Origin of the sequence: Amycolatopsis regifaucium (assembly GCF_001613935.1) — a bacterium.
In the GTDB taxonomy this organism is placed as follows: domain Bacteria; phylum Actinomycetota; class Actinomycetes; order Mycobacteriales; family Pseudonocardiaceae; genus Amycolatopsis; species Amycolatopsis regifaucium.
Genome location: NZ_LQCI01000012.1, coordinates 275706 through 293107, shown reverse-complemented (window position 1 = coordinate 293107; position 17402 = coordinate 275706). Strand labels below are relative to the sequence as shown.

General features: G+C 67.6%; 18 protein-coding genes. 13 read left to right on the top strand and 5 right to left on the bottom strand.

Annotation, left to right across the window (positions count from 1 at the left end; all coding sequences use genetic code 11):
• Window positions 1-35: 35 nt before the first annotated feature.
• The 3 genes from AVL48_RS15865 to AVL48_RS15855 all read left to right on the top strand — a co-directional run bounded on the left by AVL48_RS15865 (window position 36) and on the right by AVL48_RS15855 (window position 3280).
• The gene (locus AVL48_RS15865) at window positions 36-368 is read left to right on the top strand and encodes a GNAT family N-acetyltransferase (protein ID WP_061981855.1); all 333 of its coding nucleotides are present in this window, start codon (window positions 36-38) and stop codon (window positions 366-368) included.
• A 145-nt stretch (window positions 369-513) separates the two neighbouring features.
• The gene (locus AVL48_RS15860) at window positions 514-1767 is read left to right on the top strand and encodes an MFS transporter (RefSeq protein ID WP_061981854.1); all 1254 of its coding nucleotides are present in this window, start codon (window positions 514-516) and stop codon (window positions 1765-1767) included.
• Between the two features lie 202 nt (window positions 1768-1969).
• A complete protein-coding gene (locus AVL48_RS15855) occupies window positions 1970-3280 on the top strand; it encodes a GGDEF domain-containing protein (RefSeq protein WP_082857650.1) in 1311 nt (436 codons plus the stop codon).
• Here AVL48_RS15855 and AVL48_RS15850 read toward each other — a convergent pair whose 3' ends face one another.
• Window positions 3281-3925 (bottom strand): TetR/AcrR family transcriptional regulator, encoded by a 645-nt coding sequence (locus AVL48_RS15850; protein WP_061981853.1) that lies wholly within the window; start codon window positions 3923-3925, stop codon window positions 3281-3283.
• Window positions 3926-3996: 71 nt separating this feature from the next.
• Here AVL48_RS15850 and AVL48_RS15845 point away from each other — a divergent pair, with 71 nt between their 5' ends.
• Window positions 3997-5223: a lipase family protein gene (locus tag AVL48_RS15845; RefSeq protein ID WP_061981852.1), complete on the top strand. Its 1227-nt coding sequence runs from the start codon at window positions 3997-3999 to the stop codon at window positions 5221-5223.
• Between the two features lie 68 nt (window positions 5224-5291).
• Here the strand turns inward: AVL48_RS15845 and AVL48_RS15840 are convergent, their stop codons facing one another.
• A complete protein-coding gene (locus tag AVL48_RS15840) occupies window positions 5292-5699 on the bottom strand; it encodes a DUF3151 domain-containing protein (protein WP_061982000.1) in 408 nt (135 codons plus the stop codon).
• A gap of 232 nt (window positions 5700-5931) precedes the next feature.
• Between AVL48_RS15840 and AVL48_RS15835 the strand changes: the two genes are divergently transcribed.
• Window positions 5932-7137 carry a hypothetical protein gene (locus AVL48_RS15835; RefSeq protein ID WP_061981851.1) on the top strand — a complete coding sequence of 402 codons (1206 nt, stop codon included), beginning with the start codon at window positions 5932-5934 and terminating at the stop codon, window positions 7135-7137.
• Window positions 7138-7232: 95 nt separating this feature from the next.
• Here AVL48_RS15835 and fbaA read toward each other — a convergent pair whose 3' ends face one another.
• Both fbaA and AVL48_RS15825 read right to left on the bottom strand, forming a co-directional pair.
• Entirely contained in the window at window positions 7233-8264 is a 1032-nt protein-coding gene (gene fbaA, locus AVL48_RS15830) for a class II fructose-bisphosphate aldolase (RefSeq protein ID WP_061981850.1), read from the bottom strand.
• A gap of 83 nt (window positions 8265-8347) precedes the next feature.
• On the bottom strand, window positions 8348-9169 hold the full coding sequence (locus AVL48_RS15825; RefSeq protein WP_061981849.1) for an LLM class F420-dependent oxidoreductase: 822 nt from the start codon (window positions 9167-9169) through the stop codon (window positions 8348-8350).
• Window positions 9170-9219: 50 nt separating this feature from the next.
• Between AVL48_RS15825 and AVL48_RS15820 the strand changes: the two genes are divergently transcribed.
• The 6 genes from AVL48_RS15820 to AVL48_RS15795 all read left to right on the top strand — a co-directional run bounded on the left by AVL48_RS15820 (window position 9220) and on the right by AVL48_RS15795 (window position 15098).
• Complete coding sequence (locus AVL48_RS15820) at window positions 9220-10131, top strand: aldo/keto reductase (protein WP_061981848.1); 912 nt, start codon at window positions 9220-9222, stop codon at window positions 10129-10131.
• Between the two features lie 148 nt (window positions 10132-10279).
• Entirely contained in the window at window positions 10280-11170 is an 891-nt protein-coding gene (locus AVL48_RS15815) for an SDR family oxidoreductase (protein ID WP_061981847.1), read from the top strand.
• Between the two features lie 6 nt (window positions 11171-11176).
• Window positions 11177-11650: a pyridoxamine 5'-phosphate oxidase family protein gene (locus AVL48_RS15810; RefSeq protein ID WP_061981846.1), complete on the top strand. Its 474-nt coding sequence runs from the start codon at window positions 11177-11179 to the stop codon at window positions 11648-11650.
• 81 nt (window positions 11651-11731) lie between these two features.
• Window positions 11732-13204 (top strand): flavin-containing monooxygenase, encoded by a 1473-nt coding sequence (locus tag AVL48_RS15805; protein ID WP_061981845.1) that lies wholly within the window; start codon window positions 11732-11734, stop codon window positions 13202-13204.
• Window positions 13201-14067 (top strand): metal-dependent hydrolase, encoded by an 867-nt coding sequence (locus AVL48_RS15800; RefSeq protein WP_061981844.1) that lies wholly within the window; start codon window positions 13201-13203, stop codon window positions 14065-14067. Before AVL48_RS15805 ends, AVL48_RS15800 begins: the two co-directional genes overlap by 4 nt.
• The gene (locus tag AVL48_RS15795; RefSeq protein ID WP_061981843.1) at window positions 14064-15098 is read left to right on the top strand and encodes a PDR/VanB family oxidoreductase; all 1035 of its coding nucleotides are present in this window, start codon (window positions 14064-14066) and stop codon (window positions 15096-15098) included. The genes AVL48_RS15800 and AVL48_RS15795 overlap by 4 nt, the downstream gene beginning before the upstream one ends.
• A gap of 4 nt (window positions 15099-15102) precedes the next feature.
• Here AVL48_RS15795 and AVL48_RS15790 read toward each other — a convergent pair whose 3' ends face one another.
• On the bottom strand, window positions 15103-15387 hold the full coding sequence (locus tag AVL48_RS15790; protein WP_061981842.1) for a YciI family protein: 285 nt from the start codon (window positions 15385-15387) through the stop codon (window positions 15103-15105).
• A gap of 140 nt (window positions 15388-15527) precedes the next feature.
• On the opposite strand from AVL48_RS15790, the gene AVL48_RS15785 reads away from it, so the two are divergent.
• Window positions 15528-16103 (top strand): SigE family RNA polymerase sigma factor, encoded by a 576-nt coding sequence (locus AVL48_RS15785; protein ID WP_061981841.1) that lies wholly within the window; start codon window positions 15528-15530, stop codon window positions 16101-16103.
• Window positions 16104-16194: 91 nt separating this feature from the next.
• Window positions 16195-17397: an N-acetylglucosamine-6-phosphate deacetylase gene (gene nagA / locus AVL48_RS15780; protein WP_061981840.1), complete on the top strand. Its 1203-nt coding sequence runs from the start codon at window positions 16195-16197 to the stop codon at window positions 17395-17397.
• Window positions 17398-17402 lie beyond the last annotated feature (5 nt).

Genomic DNA, 17402 nt, shown 5'->3' with positions numbered 1-17402 from the left:
GCGACACTACGGAGATCAACCGCTACCCGGCCGACTTGTTCACTCCCCCGGATGGCGCACTGCTCATCCGTTTGGCGGATGGCGTCAGCGCCGTCGGCGGCGCGTTCCAGCGTTACGACGATCACACAGCGGAGTTGAAGCGTGTCTGGACCCACTCCGCGCACCGGCGGCGCGGGTTCGCGCGGCTCGTCGTCGCGGAGCTGGAATCCGAAGCCAAACAACGTGGCTACATCCGGATTTTCCTGACGACAGGCCCCAAACAGCCCGAAGCCGCTGGTCTGTACCGCAGTACCGGTTACCGGAATTTCGCCACCGACGCGGTCGATCCCGCCGATGCCGGGCTATTCGCCTTCGAAAAAGATCTCTGACCCCAGAAACCCGGCGAAAGAACCTAGCCAATCACCAACAGTCAGGAGACACTTACGTGAACGAATGACGCTTCGTGACGAGCTCGTGACCACGTTACTCTCGGTCACGAGTTTGTCGCATCATAAGGACCCTATTGGGGGCAGCATGGCTTCGGCCGGACGGGTCACTTACCGCGAGGTGTTCGGGGTAGCCGAGTTCCGTTCGCTCTGGTTCGCCGAACTCTTCTCGATCTTCGGTGATCAACTCGCCAGAGTCGCGCTCTCGGTCCTCGTCTTCACCGAAACCCGCTCGGCGACCCTGACCGGCCTCACCTACGCGCTGACCTACGCCCCGTCGCTGCTCGGCGGCATCTTCCTCACCGGTTTCGCGGACCGCTTCCCCCGTCGGACCGTGATGGTGGTCGTGGATCTGCTGCGGGCGGCGCTGATCGCGCTCGTCGCCGTTCCGGTGCTGCCGTTCTGGGTACTGTGCGTCCTCGTCGGCGCCGTCTCGCTGCTGAACCCGCCGTTCAAGGCCGCCCAGCTGGCGCTGCTCCCGCAGATCCTCGAAGGCGACCGGTTCGTCGTCGGCATGGCCGTCCGCAGCATGACCGTCCAATCGGCACAGCTGGCCGGGTTCGCCGGCGGCGGTTTCCTGCTGACCGCGCTCGAACCCCATCTCGCCCTCGCGCTGGACGCGGTCACGTTCCTGATCTCGGCGCTGTTCGTCCGGCTCGGGCTGGCCGCCCGCCCGGCCGCGGCGACGGGTGAGAAGCGCAAGTCGTTCTTCGCGTCGATCGGCTCTGGCGGGAAGATCGTGTTCGCCAGCTCGGGCTTGCGCGCGCTGCTGCTGTTCACCTGGCTGATGGGCCTGCTGCCGGTGTACGAAGGCATCGCGGCGCCCTACGTCGAGGCAGCGGGAGGCGGGCCGCAGGTCATCGGCCTGCTTCTGGCGGCCGATCCACTCGGGAGTGTGATCGGCGCGTACATCTACTCGCGCTGGGTGCCGGCGCACATCCGGCCGAAACTGATCGGACCGCTTTCGGCGCTCACGGCGATCCCGCTGCTGCTGTGCTTCCTGCAGCCGGGCCCGGCGACGTCGATCGTGTTGTTCGTGGTCTGCGGTGGCTTCGGCACTGTCGCGCTCATGCAGGCGACGGCGTCACTGACGCTGGCAGTGCCGGACGAGAGCAGGGCTCAGGTGATGGGCCTTTCGAACACCGGCCTCACCACGACCATGGGCGTGAGCCCGCTGATCGGCGGCATCCTCGCCGATCAGATCGGCTCGCAATCGACGGTCGGCGTCTTCGGACTTGCGGGATTGGTGCTGACGATTCCACTGGCGCTGAGCTGGTGGCGGAACCTCACCAAAGATCCGGACAGCTGGCAGGAGAAAGACGCCGCACGCGCGGAACATTGAGGTGTTCCACGCGCCGGCTCACTCGCGCGGCCCGCTGGCCTGCGCCCCAGTTCACTGATCCCTACCGGCCATCGCTGGCACCTTTCCCTCGACCTCTCAGAGAAAAGTACACACCTAGGGAGCTTGTCGACAGCCCGCAAGTCGGTGGAAGCTGTCGGTAAGTAGGGGGTTTCGGAGAATGACGCAAGAGTCAGGGGGAAAGATGATCACATCGGAGGAACGCGCTGGACATCGTTCGGCTCTCACGGTAGCGACGTGGGAGCTGTGGAAGAGGCCTGAACACTGGATCGCCTACACCGGGCTTTCCGTGGCGGCGATGCTGGCACTGACGGGGGTCTTCGCCGCATCCATCTCCATCACGTCTTCGCAGGTCCTGCTGTGTTTTCTGCTCGCGGGCCTCGCCATCGCGCACACCGAGGCGACCCGCCGGATCGAGCGGCAGCGGCGCAGCATGAGCGTCACCCCGCATATCAACATGACCTCGGTCTGGGTGCTGCCCGGCGCGATCCTGCTTCCGCCGCAGCTCACCGCGCTTCTCGTGGCCGTGATCTATCTGCACCTCGGATACCGCAGCTGGGCGGGCCTCCGGACGGTCAACCCACACCGAACTGTGGCGAACGCCACATCGATGACGCTCACCGCGTTCGCCGCCTGGGCCGCCGTGCAGGTGGTCGGGGCCGCCCCGGAATCGGTGACGTCGATCTGCGCCGCCGGCCTGGCGTTCTTTCTGATGAACGCCGTTTTCACCGGGATCGGCCTCTATTTCGCGGCGCCGACGAAGGCTTCGGTCCAGACTCTTTTCGGCTCTTGGGACGACAACATCCTGGAAGCCTCCACCGTCTGCATCGGCGCGCTGGTGCTCGCCGTGCTGCCGCATCAGCCGGTGCTCGTCCTGCTCGTCTTCCTGCCGCTGTACCTGTTGCAGCGTTCGGTGCTCATCAAGCAGCTCGAACAACTCGCCACCACCGACCAGAAGACCCAGCTGCTCAACGCCACCACCTGGCAGCAGGGCGCCGTCCGTGAGGTCGCCCGCGCCGAGCGCGAGAACGGCCAGCTCGGCGCGCTGATGATCGACCTCGACCACTTCAAGAGCATCAACGACACCTATGGCCACCTGGCGGGCGACGACGTGCTCAAGGGGGTCGCGGCGCTGGTCAAGGCCGAAACCCGGACGCAGGACCTCGCCGGCCGGTTCGGTGGGGAGGAGTTCGTCGTGCTCCTGACATCGTCGTCGAAGCAGGAGTCCGTCGCGGTCGCCGAGCGCATCCGCCAGCGGATCAGCGAGATGGTGATCAAGACCCAGGACAACGAAGGCAACCAGGTGGTCATCGAGCAGCGGACCGCGTCCGTCGGCGTCGCGACCTTCCCGCTCGACGGCAGGACGATCGAAGAGGTGATGGCTTCGGCCGACGCTTCGGTCTACGCGGCGAAACGCAACGGACGCAACCGCGTCGTGTCCTCACCGGACCTGACGGCGACCGTCGAAGAGCCCGCGCTGGAGGCCGTCGCTTAGCTACCTCAGTCGTTCCATCACGTCGGCGGCCGCGGTCCGAAGGCGGACCACGCCTCCGACGGTGAATTCGGTGAGCAGGTCGATGAGCGCGTCCGCGTCGGGCGGCTCACCGTCCCAGCTCGCCTGGACGAGCGCTTCCGTCATCGCGAAGAACAGGGTGACCAGTGCTTTGTCCGCCCGGCCCGACTCGACGCCGTGGCTGGCCCAGCGCTGCCTGCTCGCCTCGGTGTAGACGCCGGCGAGACGCTCTCGCAGCCGCGTGAGGGCCGGATCGCCCATGCGTTCCGCCTCGCGCAGGACCGGGAACGCCTCGGGGTTCGCCGCGACGAAGGCGAACATGTTGGCGTAGTTGGCGCGCGCCCACGACCGGAGTTCGGGCTGCGAAGAATCGAGGGCGGGCGCGCCGATCGCCTCGAAGGCGCGTTCTTCGACGTCCGCCACGACCTGGGCGAACAGCGTCGTGCGATCACCGAACTGCTCGTAGACGGCCTGACGGGACACGCCGGCCCGGCGGGCGATCTGTTCGATCGTCGCGGCCTGCGCGCCGTGCGCGGCGAAAACCCCGGCCGCCGAGCTCAATACCCGGGCGCGCTGCTCGCCGATCGGGAGCTTGCGGGGCCGCCCTCTCGGCGTGGGGCTTGACATCGTGCGCCACCTCACTGACTCTCTTTTTCGACACCTCTGTCGAAAATGTTTGTGCTCAACGAGGAGCAAGCATGCGTCCAGGATCCCGGCGCGGTGTGTCCGCCGCCGTCTCAGCGGCCACCGTCACGGCACTGCTGACCTTCGGGGCACCGCAGGCCGTCGCCGCCCCGTCCTTCTACGATCCCCCGTCGCCGTTGCCAGCGGGTGCTCCCGGCGACATCATCCGGCACGAACCGTCCACTTTCTACGTCGATCCCGTGAAGCTCATCAAGGCCGACGCCGACGTCCAGCGGATCATGTACCGCAGCACCGACACCCACGGCAGGCCCAACGCCGTGACCGGCACCGTCCTCACCCCGAAGAAGGCGTGGACCGGCCCCGGCGAACGACCGGTCGTCGGCTACGCGGCCGGAACCCAGGGCGTCGGCGACCAGTGCGCGCCGTCGAAGGCGCTCGCCGCGGGCATGGAGTACGAAGGGCCCTTCATCGCCGGGCTGCTCCTTCGCGGCTACGGCATCGTCGTCACTGACTACGAAGGCCTCGGCACCCCCGGCGTCCACACCTACGTCAACCGCGTCGCCGAGGGCAACGCCGTCCTCGACTCGATCCGCGCGGCCCAGCGACTGCCCGAAGCGAACCTTCCCGACAACGGCCCCGTCGCGACCGCGGGCTACTCGCAGGGCGGCGGAGCGTCGGCGTCGGCCGCCGAACTTCAGCCGTCGTACGCTCCAGAACTCAAGCTGAAAGGCTCGTACGCGGGCGCCGTCCCGGCGGATCTGGCCGAAGTCGGCAAGAACATCGACGGGCACTACGCGTTCGGATTCCTCGGGTTCACGCTGGTCAGCATGGACGCGGCCTATCCGGAACTGAACATCCCGAACCTGCTCAACGCCAAGGGCAAGGAGGCGTTCGAGAAGGTCAAGCAGGAGTGCACCGGGGACGCGATCTTCGCGCACGCGTTCACGCAGTCGAAGAACCTGACCAACGACGGCAGGCCGGTGACCGCGTACCTCGGCGAGGAGCCGTACAAGACGCGGGTCGGCGAACAGCTGATCGGGGCGCGGAAGCCCGGTGCGCCGACGCTGGTCGTCCACAGCGCGCTGGACGACATCGTGCCCTACCCGCAGGGACGGACCATGGCGCGCTCGTGGTGCGCGAAGGGGGCGAAGGTGCAGTTCTCGACTTCGCTGGTTCCGACGCATGTGGGTGGGGCGATCCGGGCCTTCCCGGAGGCTTTCGCTTGGCTTGAGGGGCGCTTCGCGGGGCTGCCTGCTCCAGGGAACTGCGGGCTGTTCTAGGGGTCACCAAGTGCTATGAAGGACGCTTTCATTGCAAATTCTGCGATGAAAGCGTCCTTCATAGCGCGCTACTTGAGGCCGGTGGCTTCCGCGGCAGCCGGGTCCGAGTCGCTGAGGAAGGTCCGGCAGCGGTCGTACTCCTCGGTCTCGCCGATCTTTCCGGCGGCCTTGCCGAGGACGGCGAAGGAACGCAGGAAGCCCTGGTTCGGGCGGTGCGACCACGGCACCGGGCCGTGTCCCTTCCAGCCCGCGCGACGGAGCTGGTCGAGGCCGCGGTGGTAACCGGTGCGGGCGTACGCGTAGGCGGCGACGGTCTCACCGGCTTCGAGCGCCTTCTCGGCGAGCGCGGCCCACGCCTCGCTGTAGTCGGGGTGCTCGGCGGCGACGGCGGCCGGGTCGCTCCCGGCGTCCAGCGCCGCCTGCGCGGCGGTGTGCTCGGGAAGGTGCGTCGGCTGAGGGCCGAGGAGGTTCGTCATGCTGGCCATTGTGCCGACAGCCGAGTTCTAGAAGAACAGGCTCCCGAGAATGCCTCCGCCGGCCAGCACCAGGGCGGCGACGAGTACCGCCGCGACAAGTCGTTTCGGCATCATGGCGGCACACCTTGCCCTGCTCCGCCCGCTGATCGCAAATCCGCCACCCCTACGGGTGAACCCCGATTTTCGACCCCGAATGCCCGTCCCGTGACCTGGAGCAGGGAAGATGGCCCGTATGACAAAGGCGACAGAAGTGACCGGGGACCTTTCGCCGGGTGTCATCCCCCGCAGCCCGATCGCGAAGACCAGGCTGTTCTTCAAGCTCCACTGGCACCGCGGCGCGCCGGGACAGGCGACGCCGGACTGGGTGCTGAACTTCTGCTACGGCATGTGGCTGGCCGCGTTCGCCTTCAAGCTGGTGGGCTCCTCCTGGGACATGTCGTGGCATTTCATGTGGCTCCGGGACGACCTCGCCCCGCCGCACCTGATCAACACCGTCGGCACGGTGATCATCATGGTGCTCGTCGCGATCCACAGCTACACCGGGATGGGCGCCGACCGGCGTTCGCTGCGGCTGATGCAGGTCGGGCTCGTGGTCTTCCTCATCGCGGCGCCGCTGGACGTCATCAACCACCGCGTCAACGGCCTCGACCTGACCGCGTGGAGCCCGTCGCACATGATGCTCTACATCGGCACGGGCATCATGCAGGCCGGCGTGATCATCGGCTGGCTGAAGTACGCCAAGCCGGGCCGGACGCGCACCGGTGTCCTGATCGGACTGTGGGCGTTCTTCCTGGAGAACACGTTCTTCCCGAACGGCCAGCAGGAATACGGCATCCTCGGCCTGCGCGCCTGGGAACGCGGCGCGCCCGAAGCCGAGCCCGAACTGCTGAACTTCGCCGCGAACCAGATCGGGCACCCGGTCGACCGGGTGGCCGTCGAGCACTTCACGATGCCGATCGCCGACTGGGTCTACCCGCTGTGGGGCATCGGCGTGATGGCGCTGATCTTCGCGCTGGCGCGGTACACGACCGGCTTCCGCTGGGCCGGGACGACGGTCGCCGCCGCCTACCTCGCCTACCGCCTGGTGATGTGGCCGCTGCTGCTCGGCATGGGCTTCCCGATCTCGACCGTGCCGTTCTACCTGCTCGCCGTCGGCCTCGCGGTGGACCTGGCGTTCCGCATCGGCCGTGGTCATCCACTGCTGACCGCGGGTACCGGCGCGTTGCTGGTGACGGCCTTCGGCTACGGGATGCTGTGGGTGCAGTCGCAGTTCCGGCCGTGGATCCTCGGCGACGCGCACACGGAGTCGGCGCCGCCGGTCGCCTACTGGACGGCCGCCGTCTGCCTGGTCGGCGTCGGGGCGCTGTGGGCCGCCGCCGGGCCGGGGACGCGGGCGGTGGACTCGCTGCTGGCGAAGCGCCGCGTCACCGCAAGCTGAGCCTCACAAGTACATGAAGGCCCCCTTCATTGCGCTAGACGCAGTGAAGGGGGCCTTCATGTACTTCCGCATTTAGAGGACTAAATGCGTTCTAATCAGGAGAGCTTGTTGCCCGCCGAACCCAGCGACTGCGCGGCCTCGACGACGCGCGCGGCCATGCCGGCCTCGGCGGCCTTGAGGTAGCTGCGCGGGTCGTAGACCTTCTTGTTGCCGACCTCGCCGTCGATCTTCAGGACACCGTCGTAGTTCTTGAAGAAGTGGTCCGCGATCGGGCGGGTGAAGGCGTACTGCGTGTCGGTGTCGACGTTCATCTTCACGACGCCGTAGGAAACCGCCTCGCGGATCTCCTCCGGCAGCGAGCCGGAACCGCCGTGGAAGACCAGTTCGAACGGCTTCGACCCGGCCGGGAGGCCAAGCTTCTTCGACGCCGCCTCCTGGCCGCCCTTCAGCACGTCCGGGCGCAGCTTCACGTTGCCGGGCTTGTAGACGCCGTGCACGTTGCCGAAGGTCGCGGCCAGCAGGTAGCGGCCGTTCTCGCCGGAGCCGAGCGCGTCGATCGTCTTCAGGAAGTCGCCCTCGGCGGTGTACAGCTTCTCGTTGATCTCCGCCTCGACGCCGTCTTCCTCGCCACCGACGACGCCGATCTCGACCTCGAGGATGATGTTCGCGGCCGCGGCCTTGGCGAGCAGTTCCTGCGCGATCTCGAGGTTCTCGTCGAGGTCGATCGCGGAGCCGTCCCACATGTGGCTCTGGAACAGCGGGTGCCGTCCGTTCTTGACCCGCTCGGCCGAGATCTCGATCAGCGGGCGGACGAAGCCGTCGAGCTTGTCCTTCGGGCAGTGGTCGGTGTGCAGCGCGACGTTCACGTCGTACTTGGCGGCGACGACCTGGGCGAACTCGGCGAGCGCGACCGAACCGGTCACCATGTCCTTGACCTTCTGGCCGGAAGCGAACTCCGCGCCGCCGGTGGAGAACTGGATGATCCCGTCGCTCTCCGCCTCGGCGAACCCGCGGATCGCGGCGTTCAGGGTCTCCGACGAAGTCACGTTGATGGCCGGGTAGGCGAATTCGTTCGCCTTCGCCCGGTCGAGCATCTCCGCGTAGACCTCGGGGGTGGCGATGGGCATCGTTTACTCCTCCTCGAAGCAGGCTGGTGCACCTCTCGGCCGCATCGTACGAGGTCGGCCGGGAGGTGCCTACAGCCGTCGTATCAGAGAAGGACGCCGGCGAGCGCCCGGTAGACCGGCAGCGGGTCGGAGTTCAGTACCTGGATGTTCACGTGGTCCGCTCCGGCTTCGAGGTGCGCGGTGACACCGCGGGCGACCGTCTCGGCGTCGCCGTGGACGGCCAGTGCGTCGACCAGCCTGTCGCTGCCCTCGCCTGCCAGGTCCTCGTCGGTGAAACCGAGTTTGCGCAGGGAGTTCGTGTAGTTGACCAGGCCGAGATAGAACTTCACGGTCCCTCGCCCGATGGCGCGGGCCTTCTCCGGGTCGGTTTCGAGGACGACCTTCTGCTCGGGCGCGAGCAGCGGTCCTTCGCCGAGGATCTCGCGCGCCTGACGGGTGTGCTCCGGCGTCATCAGGTACGGGTGGGCGCCCGCGGTGCGGTCTCCTGCGAGTTTGATCACCTTCGGGCCGAGAGCGGCCAGCGCGCGGCCTTCGACGGGCACCCCCGCGGCGTCGAGAGCGTCGAGGTACTCGACGAGAGCGGTGTACGGCTTCTTGAATTCGGCGGTGTGCTCCCGGTGCCCGGCGCCGACGCCGAGCAGGAAGCGGTCCGGATGCTTCGCGGCGACACGCTTGTAGGCCTCCGCGACCGTGGCCGCGTCGTCCTGCCAGATGTTGACGATGCCGGTGGCCACCTTGATCGACTTCGTCGCGTCGAGGAGCTCCTCCGCCTTCGCGAGGTCACCCGACGGCGAGCCGCCGATCCAGATGGCGCCGTAGCCGAGTTCTTCCACTTCACGCGCGAGCTCAGGGGTGAGCACGCCTTCGAGCTGCCAGATGCCGATCCTGCCGAGTTCGATTCCCATGACCCGAGGCAACGCCTGCCTCCGCCGATGTCTTCCCTTAAGTTCGAGGTATGGCGAAACTCGGCAACACCGACCTCGATGTCCGGGGGATCAACCTCGGCGGGAACGTCTTCGGCTGGACCGCGGACGAGCAGCAGTCCTTCGCCGTCCTCGACGCCTACACGGCGGCGGGTGGCAACTTCATCGACACCGCCGACCTCTATTCGGGTGGCGGCTCCGAGACGATCATCGGCGACTGGCTGGCCAAGCGTGGCCGCCGCGACGACGTCGTCATCGCCACCAAGACCGGGATGTGGGAGGAGCGGAAGGGGCTGTCGGCGGCGAACATCGCGGCGGCGGCCGAGGACTCGCTGCGCAGGCTCCGGACCGACCACATCGACCTCTATTACGCGCACATCGACGACCCGGAGACCCCGATCGAAGAGACGCTGCGTGCCTTCGACGAGCTCGTGCGCGCGGGCAAGGTGCGCTACGTGGCGGCGTCGAACTACTCCGCGGAACGACTGGGCGAAGCACTGTCCATTTCGGACCGCGAAGGTCTCGCGAAGTTCGTCGCGCTGCAGCCGCACTACAACCTCGTGGAGCGGGACTACGAACGCGACCTGGCGCCGACGGTCGAGCGTGAAGGCCTGAGCGTCCTACCGTATTTCGCGCTGGCCAAGGGTTTTCTTGCCGGGAAGTACCGGTCGAAGGAGGACATCGGCGACAGTCCGCGTGCCGCCCGCGCTTCGTCCTATTTGGACGAGCGCGGCGAGCGGGTCCTGTCGGCACTCGACGAGATCGCGGCCTCGCGCGGCGTGTCCGTCGCGGCGGTTTCGCTCGCGTGGTTGTTCGCCCAGCCGACCGTCACCGCGCCCATCGCGAGCGCCCGTTCGGTCGAGCAGCTGAACGACCTCCTGCCCGCCGCCGGCCTGACCCTCACCGCCGACGAGGTCGAGGCCCTCACCTCCGCCTCGGCCTGAGTTCCCCTGCGTTTCGTCCTCTGAATGCGGTGGTTCGCACTCCAACTACCGCGTTCAGAGGACGAAACGCGTACTTACTTGTGGGTAGCTTACTCCGGGTAGGTTGGGGTACCGTCCGAATGCCGTAAGGCTCGGACGAGGAGGCAACGTGGCCAAGAACAGCGTGAACGGCAAGGTCGTCCTGATCACCGGCGCCGCCCGGGGGATCGGCGCAGGGCTCGCCGAGCGCCTGGCCGCACAGGGCGCGAAGGTCGCCTTGGTCGGCATCGAAGCCGAGGAACAGAAGGCCGTCGCCGACAAGATCGGCGCCGGCGCCCACGCCTGGGAAGCCGACGTCACCAGCTGGGACGACCTCGAACGCGCCACCGCGGGCGTCGTCGAACACTTCGGCGGGATCGACATCGTCATCGCGAACGCCGGCATCGCGACTTCCGGCTTCGTCCGATCGGTGGACCCGGCCGCCTTCGAGAAGGTCATCGAGGTCGACCTACTGGGTGTGTGGCGTACCTTCCGCGTCACCCTTCCGCATGTCATCGACCGCAAGGGCTACCTGCTCGCGATCTCGTCGCTGGCCGCGATCACCCACGCGCCCGGCATGGCCAACTACGCCGCCGCGAAGGCGGGCGTCGAAGCGTTCTGCAACAGCTTCCGCGCCGAAGTCGCCCACCTCGGCGTGAAGGTCGGTGTCGCGCACCCGACCTGGATCCGCACCGACCTCGTCGAAAGCGCCGACAAGCACCCGGTCTTCGGCAAGCTCCGCACCGGCATGCCCGGCCTGCTCGGCAAGACCTACCCGCTGTCCGTCGCGCTCGACCACCTGCAGACCGGGATCAACAAACGCGCCCGCACCGTCCACGTGCCCCGCTGGGTCGGCGGCCTCAAGCTGATCCGCGCGTTCCTGCCGCCGATCATCGAGATCGGCGCGAAGAGCCGGATCAAGAAGGCCGACGCGGCCGCACTCGTGGACATCGAGCGGCGCGGCGCGTACGAATCTTCCATAACCGGCCAGGCAGGCCGGGCCGCCACGAAGAAGGGCTGACCACGCATGTCGCGTCGCGACCAGATCCGCATGACGCCCGACGAGCTCGCCGCGTTCCTCGACGGGCAAAAGGTCATCAACGTCGCGACGATCGGCCCGAACGGCCGTCCCCATCTGGCGCCCCTCTGGTATTACCCGTACGAGTCCGGCGTCGCGACCTGGACTTATGGCACGTCCCAGAAGGCGAAGAACCTGGAGCGCGACCCGCGCGCCACCGTGCTCATCGAGGACGGTGACAGCTACGAGAAGCTGCGCGGGGTCTCACTCGAAGCCGATGTCGAGGTCATCACCGATACGGCCGTGGTCACCCAGATGGGCATCAACCTCATGCAGCGCTACGCGGGCGCGAAGTCCGGAGACCCCGTACCCGAAGAGCTCTCCGGCTTCATCGGCAAGCAGGCCCCGAAGCGGATCGGACTGATTTTCACCCCGACCAAGATCGTGAGCTGGGATCACACGAAGCTCGGCGGGACATACTGACAGGTAGGTAGTACTAGCAAGTAACTGTTACTTCCGGTAACGTCATCTGGGCACGAACGCCTCGAAGTGGAGGATTGCCAGATGACCGAGCGATTCAAGGTCGTGATCGTGGGCACCGGGTTCTCCGGGCTCGGCCAGGCCATCCAGCTCGAAAAAGCCGGAATCCGGGACTACGTCATCCTGGAGAAGGCGGACGAAGTCGGCGGTACGTGGCGGGACAACTCGTACCCCGGCTGCGCCTGCGACGTGCAGTCCCACATGTACTCGTTCTCCTACGAGCAGAACCCCGACTGGTCGCGGTCGTTCTCGCCGGCGCCGGAGATCTTCCAGTACCTCAAGGACGTCACCGACAAGTACCGGCTGCGCGACAAGATCCGGTTCGGCGTCGAACTCACCGGCGCCACCTGGGACGAAACCACGCGCCGCTGGCACGTCCACACCAAGACCGGCAAGGACATCGAGGCCCAGTTCGTCGTCTCCGGCGTCGGGGGCCTGCACATCCCGCAGCTCCCCACCCTGCCCGGGATCGAGGAGTTCAAGGGCCAGACCTGGCATTCCGCGCAGTGGAACCACGAATACGACCTGCGCGGCAAGAAGGTCGCCGTGGTCGGCACGGGCGCCAGCGCGGTCCAGTTCGTCCCGCGGATCGCCCCGGAGGTCGACGAACTGACGCTGTTCCAGCGCACCCCGCCGTGGATCATGCCGAAGCCCGACCACGCCATGCCCGGCTGGGCCAAGACCGCGTTCCGCCGCATTCCCGGTGTGCAGCGGCTTTACCGCAACGCGCTCTACTGGTTCCTCGAAGTGCGAGCCGTCGGCTTCAACGGCCACCCCGCGATCATGAAGGCCGGCGAAGTGATCGCGAAGCGCCACATCGGCAAGGCCATCAAGGATCCCAAGCTGCGCAAGAAGGTCACCCCCGACTACACCATGGGCTGCAAGCGGGTGCTGATCTCCAACGACTACTACCCGGCGATCAATCGGTCCAATGTGGACGTCAACACCGACGGCGTGCGCGAGGTCAAGGCGCACAGCGTCGTCGACGGCAACGGCGTCGAGCACGAGGTCGACGCGATCATCTACGGCACCGGGTTCAAGGTCACGGATGCCTTGGAATACCTGGACATCACCGGGATCGACGGCCGCGACCTCGCCAAGGAATGGGCGACCGAGGGGATGCGCACGCACAAGGGCATCACCGTGTCCGGCTTCCCCAACCTGTTCTTCCTCCTCGGCCCCAACACCGCGCTGGGCCACAACTCCGTGGTGTTCATGATCGAATCGCAGGCACGTTACGTCGTCGACGCGATCAAGCTCGCCGACTCGCGCGGTGCCGAGGCGCTCGACGTTCGCGCCGGTGTCCAGGAGAAGTTCCAGCGCGAGATCCAGGACAAGCTCGTCAAGGGCGTGTGGACGCAGGGTGGCTGCAAGAGCTGGTACCTCGACGCCAAGGGGGTCAACCGCACGATCTGGCCCGGGTTCACCTGGCGCTACTGGCTCGAAACCCGCAAGGTCGACCCGAGCGACTTCGAACTCAGCGGGCGGGCCTCGTGACGGACCACGAGCAGATCGTCCTGCACGCACGCGACGTCAAGTTCGACTGGGGATCGCTGCCGATGCACTGGATCCCCGGCGAACCGCAGGCGACGCACACGATCAACGTGCTGCATCTGGCGTTGCCGGAAGGCGAACGCTGGTTCGTCGAGGTGTTCAAGCAGGCCGTGCCGCTGATCCGCGACGAGCGGCTCAAGGAAGACGTCCTCGGCTTCATCGGCCAGGAGGCCATGCACGCCGAGGCGCACGACGGTGCCGCCGAACACCTCGAAGCGGCCGGTGTGCACGTCCGGCCGTTCATCGCGCAGATGGAATGGATGTTCCGCCGCCTGCTCGGTGATCGCCCGCTGTCGGCCAAGCGCCGTGAAGAATGGCTGATCGAACGGCTCGCCATCGTCGCCGCGATCGAGCACTACACCGCTTTCCTCGGCCAATGGATCCTCGACGCCGAAGCGCTCGACGCCGCCGGTGCCCATCCGACGATGCTGGATCTCCTGCGCTGGCACGGCGCCGAAGAGGTCGAGCACCGCTCTGTCGCCTTCGACCTGTTCATGCACCTCGACGGTCGCTACGGCCGACGCGTGCGCAGCATGATCGTGGTGACCCCGGTGCTCGCGTGGGTCTTCTTGCGGGGCACCAGATTCCTGATGCGCAACGACCCGGCCCGGCCGGGCAAGACAAGTTTCCGGACATATCTGCGCGTCGCGAAGCTCGGGCTGCTGCCATCGGGAAGGCAGCTGGGGCGCGAAATCCTGCCGTATTTCCGGAAGTCCTATCACCCGGCCGAAACCGGCGACACCGATCAGGCCGTCGCGTATCTCGCGAATTCCCCGGCCGCGCTGGCCGCCGACGAACCACGATGACGCGCCCGCTGCGGCTCGACGGCAGCGGGCGGACCGACCGCTTGATGGCGACGCTGACCGGGGTCGTCGCGGTGTACCGCAGGCTCAGCGGGGTGAGCGGACGCCGTCGTCCCCCGGTCCTCGCCGTCGACCGTGATCTCCCGCTCGTGGTCGACGATGTCCGCGCCGAAGCCGAAGGCGTCGTCAGCCTGCGGTTGGTGCCCGAACGCGGCGAGGTTCTGCCGCGCTGGCGGCCCGGCGCGCACGTCGACCTCTCACCGCGGCCGGGGCTGGTCCGTCAGTACTCGCTGTGCGGCGACCCGGACGACCGCTCGGTGTACCGCGTCGGGGTCCGCTTGCTCGGCGAAGGATCCACGGCGGTGCACGGGTTGAAGAAGGGCGCGCGCGTCACCGTGCGCGGACCGCGCAACGCCTTCCCGTTCGTCGCGAGTCCGTCGTATCTGTTCGTCGCGGGCGGCATCGGGATCACGCCGATCCTGCCGATGGTGCGGCAGGCCGCCGCCTCCGGCGCGGACTGGCGGTTGGTCTACACCGGCCGCGATCGGGCCTCGATGCCGTTCCTGGAGGAATTGGCCCAGATCGAGGCACTCTTTCCCGCCGAGAGCTCATCAACGCTGTCCGGCGACCGGGTCTGGATCCGGCCGGACACCGAATACGGCGTCCCCGCCTCGGGCGCGGAACTTCTCGAAGGCATGCCCGAACAGGCGCCGATCTACTGCTGTGGCCCGGTTCCGATGATCGTCGGCGTGCGGGCGGACGCGGCACTGCGCACGTCCGGCCCGGTCTTCTTCGAACGGTTTTCGCCACCGCCGATCGTCGGCGGCGAACCGTTCCGGGTCACGCTGGCCCGCAGCGGCGTGACACTGGACGTACCCGCCGACCGGACGACACTCGACGTCCTGCGCGAAACCGTGCCCGGTATCGCGTATTCGTGCCGTCAGGGGTTCTGCGGGACCTGCGAGCTGCCGACGGTGACCGGCGCCCGCGTCCGGGTCTGCGTCGAACGCGAGCCGGTCACCCTCGACCTCTGAGCCGTCAGGCTTCCTCCGGGAGCCAGGAGCCGATCACCGGCTTGAACTCGCGGACGGTCCGCTTCGCGACGACGCCTTCGAGGTGATAGGGGTCCTGGTCGATGATCTCCAGCAGTGCCGCCTCGTCCGCGGCCTGGTACATCGAGATGCCGCCGGAGCCGTCGCCCAGCGGGCCGCCGAGCGCGACGACGCCCTGGTCGGCGAGGTCGGAGAGGAACTTCCGGTGCCGCGGGCGCACGTCCTCGAGCTTCTCCCGCACGTACGTGATCTCCACCAGGAACCAGGCCATCGACGTCTCCAAGGGTCGTTCCGACAGACGCCCCAGCTTCTCAGGAACCGATCAGGCAGGACTCCCGCCCCACCCGATACGCTGATCGAGCGCCACGCACAGGTTGTGCATCAAAGGGGTAAATGAACAGGTAGGGGTACATGCTCGAGGGCAACGCGGAACGCAGTGTCGAGGTGACCCTCGGCCATCTGCGCACCATGGACGGACCGGTCACGCCACCGCCGCCTGCGGCACCACTGACCCTTGAGGATCTCTATCGTCAGCATCGGATGCGGCTCGTCCGGCTGGCCATCCTGCTCGTGGACGAACCGGCCACCGCCGAGGACGTCGTGCAGGAGGCGTTCACCGGCCTGCACCGCAACTGGGGGCGCCTGCGCGACGCCGCCGCGGCCGTCGGCTACCTGCGCACCGCCGTGGTCAACGGATCACGCAGCGTGCTGCGCCGCCGCAAGACCGCTCGCGAGTACGTCGCGCCGCACGCGGTCAACGCGCGTTCGGCCGAAAGCCTCGCCATGCTGTCGAGTGAACATCAGGCCGTGGTGAGCGCTTTGTCCAAACTGCCCCCGCGTCAGCGTGAAGTTCTGGTACTCCGTTACTACGGTGGGCTGAGTGAGGCCGAGATCTCCGAGGCCGCCGGTATTTCGAAAGGTACCGTGAAGTCAACCGCCAGCCGGGCGCTGGAGGCACTGCAGAAAGCGATGCAGTCGCCGAACTGAGACCCGGCCTCACTCTCGAGCGCTGGGTTGTGCCGCCATGCTTGGTCCAGACCAATATATGCTGGGGGGCGTGAGAGGCGCCGGAGATTTCGTGATCGTGGGCGGCCGGGTCGTCGCCCCGGACCGTGTACTCGACGACGGCTGGCTGGCGATCGCCGGCGGCAAGATCGTCCAAGTCGGGTCCGGGACACCCCCGGACATCGACCGCGTCCCAGTCGATGGGTGCCTGGTCGTGCCGGGCTTCATCGACACCCACTGCCATGGCGGTGGGGGCGGGTCGTTCTCCAGTGCGAACCCCGAGGAGCTGTTCCGCGCCGTCCGCGCGCATCGGCGACACGGGACCACGACCATGCTCGGCAGTCTCGTCTCGGACCCCATTCCGGTGCTCCGAGACCAGATCGCGGCCCTTCGAGAGCTGGTCCAAGAGGGTGAACTTGCCGGCATTCACCTCGAAGGACCCTTCATCTCGAAGGCGCGCTGCGGCGCACACGACCCGGCGACGCTGATCGAACCGGACACGGCGACGGTCAACGCGTTGCTGACCGCGGGCCGCGGTGACATCCGGATGGTCACTCTCGCCCCCGAACTGCACGGTGGGCTCAAGGCGGTCCGCCAACTGGCCGAATCGGGCGTCATCGCCGCCATCGGGCACACCGACGGCGTCGAAGACCAGATCATCCCGGCGATCGACGCCGGCGCCTCCGTCGCGACGCACCTCTTCAACGCCATGCGCCCGCTCCACCACCGCGAACCGGGCCCGATCGGCGCACTCCTCGACGACGAGCGGATCACCGTCGAGCTGATCTGCGACCTCGTCCACGTGCATCCGACGGTGCTGCGGCTGGCCGCGCACCACGCCGGCAAGGGCCGGACGGTGCTCATCACCGACGCCATGTCGGCCACCGACGCCGCCGACGGCAGCTACATCCTCGGCCGCCTCGAGGTCGACGTCCGCGACGGCGTCGCCACGCTGGCCGGGAACGGCTCGCTGGCGGGCAGCACGCTGACCATGGACGCGGCCTTCCGCAACCTCGTCCGCGGCGCGGGTATCGATCTGCTCGACGCCGTCCGCGCGACCTCCGGCAGGCCTGCCGAACTGCTCGGCATCGCCGACCGGACCGGGTCGCTGCGCGCGGGTCTCGCGGCCGACGTCGTGGTGCTCGACCGCGACCTGCGACCGGCCAAGGTGCTGCGCCAGGGCGAGTGGGTCAAGGACGAGGCGGCGGCTACATTGAGCGCCACGGCCCCGCTGAGCGGCGCGGTCGAAGGCGGTGTGTCGGTCAGCGACGGGTAGCGGCG

What these genes read in the sequence shown, in the direction of transcription:
- AVL48_RS15860 (WP_061981854.1), top strand. Translation starts at nt 514, where the DNA reads ATGGCTTCGGCCGGACGGGTCACTTACCGCGAGGTGTTCGGGGTAGCC.
- AVL48_RS15855 (WP_082857650.1), top strand. Translation starts at nt 1,970, where the DNA reads ATGATCACATCGGAGGAACGCGCTGGACATCGTTCGGCTCTCACGGTA.
- AVL48_RS15850 (WP_061981853.1), bottom strand. Translation starts at nt 3,925, where the DNA reads ATGTCAAGCCCCACGCCGAGAGGGCGGCCCCGCAAGCTCCCGATCGGC.
- AVL48_RS15845 (WP_061981852.1), top strand. Translation starts at nt 3,997, where the DNA reads ATGCGTCCAGGATCCCGGCGCGGTGTGTCCGCCGCCGTCTCAGCGGCC.
- AVL48_RS15840 (WP_061982000.1), bottom strand. Translation starts at nt 5,699, where the DNA reads ATGACGAACCTCCTCGGCCCTCAGCCGACGCACCTTCCCGAGCACACC.
- AVL48_RS15835 (WP_061981851.1), top strand. Translation starts at nt 5,932, where the DNA reads ATGACAAAGGCGACAGAAGTGACCGGGGACCTTTCGCCGGGTGTCATC.
- fbaA (WP_061981850.1), bottom strand. Translation starts at nt 8,264, where the DNA reads ATGCCCATCGCCACCCCCGAGGTCTACGCGGAGATGCTCGACCGGGCG.
- AVL48_RS15825 (WP_061981849.1), bottom strand. Translation starts at nt 9,169, where the DNA reads ATGGGAATCGAACTCGGCAGGATCGGCATCTGGCAGCTCGAAGGCGTG.
- AVL48_RS15820 (WP_061981848.1), top strand. Translation starts at nt 9,220, where the DNA reads ATGGCGAAACTCGGCAACACCGACCTCGATGTCCGGGGGATCAACCTC.
- AVL48_RS15810 (WP_061981846.1), top strand. Translation starts at nt 11,177, where the DNA reads ATGTCGCGTCGCGACCAGATCCGCATGACGCCCGACGAGCTCGCCGCG.
- AVL48_RS15805 (WP_061981845.1), top strand. Translation starts at nt 11,732, where the DNA reads ATGACCGAGCGATTCAAGGTCGTGATCGTGGGCACCGGGTTCTCCGGG.
- AVL48_RS15795 (WP_061981843.1), top strand. Translation starts at nt 14,064, where the DNA reads ATGACGCGCCCGCTGCGGCTCGACGGCAGCGGGCGGACCGACCGCTTG.
- AVL48_RS15790 (WP_061981842.1), bottom strand. Translation starts at nt 15,387, where the DNA reads ATGGCCTGGTTCCTGGTGGAGATCACGTACGTGCGGGAGAAGCTCGAG.
- AVL48_RS15785 (WP_061981841.1), top strand. Translation starts at nt 15,528, where the DNA reads ATGCTCGAGGGCAACGCGGAACGCAGTGTCGAGGTGACCCTCGGCCAT.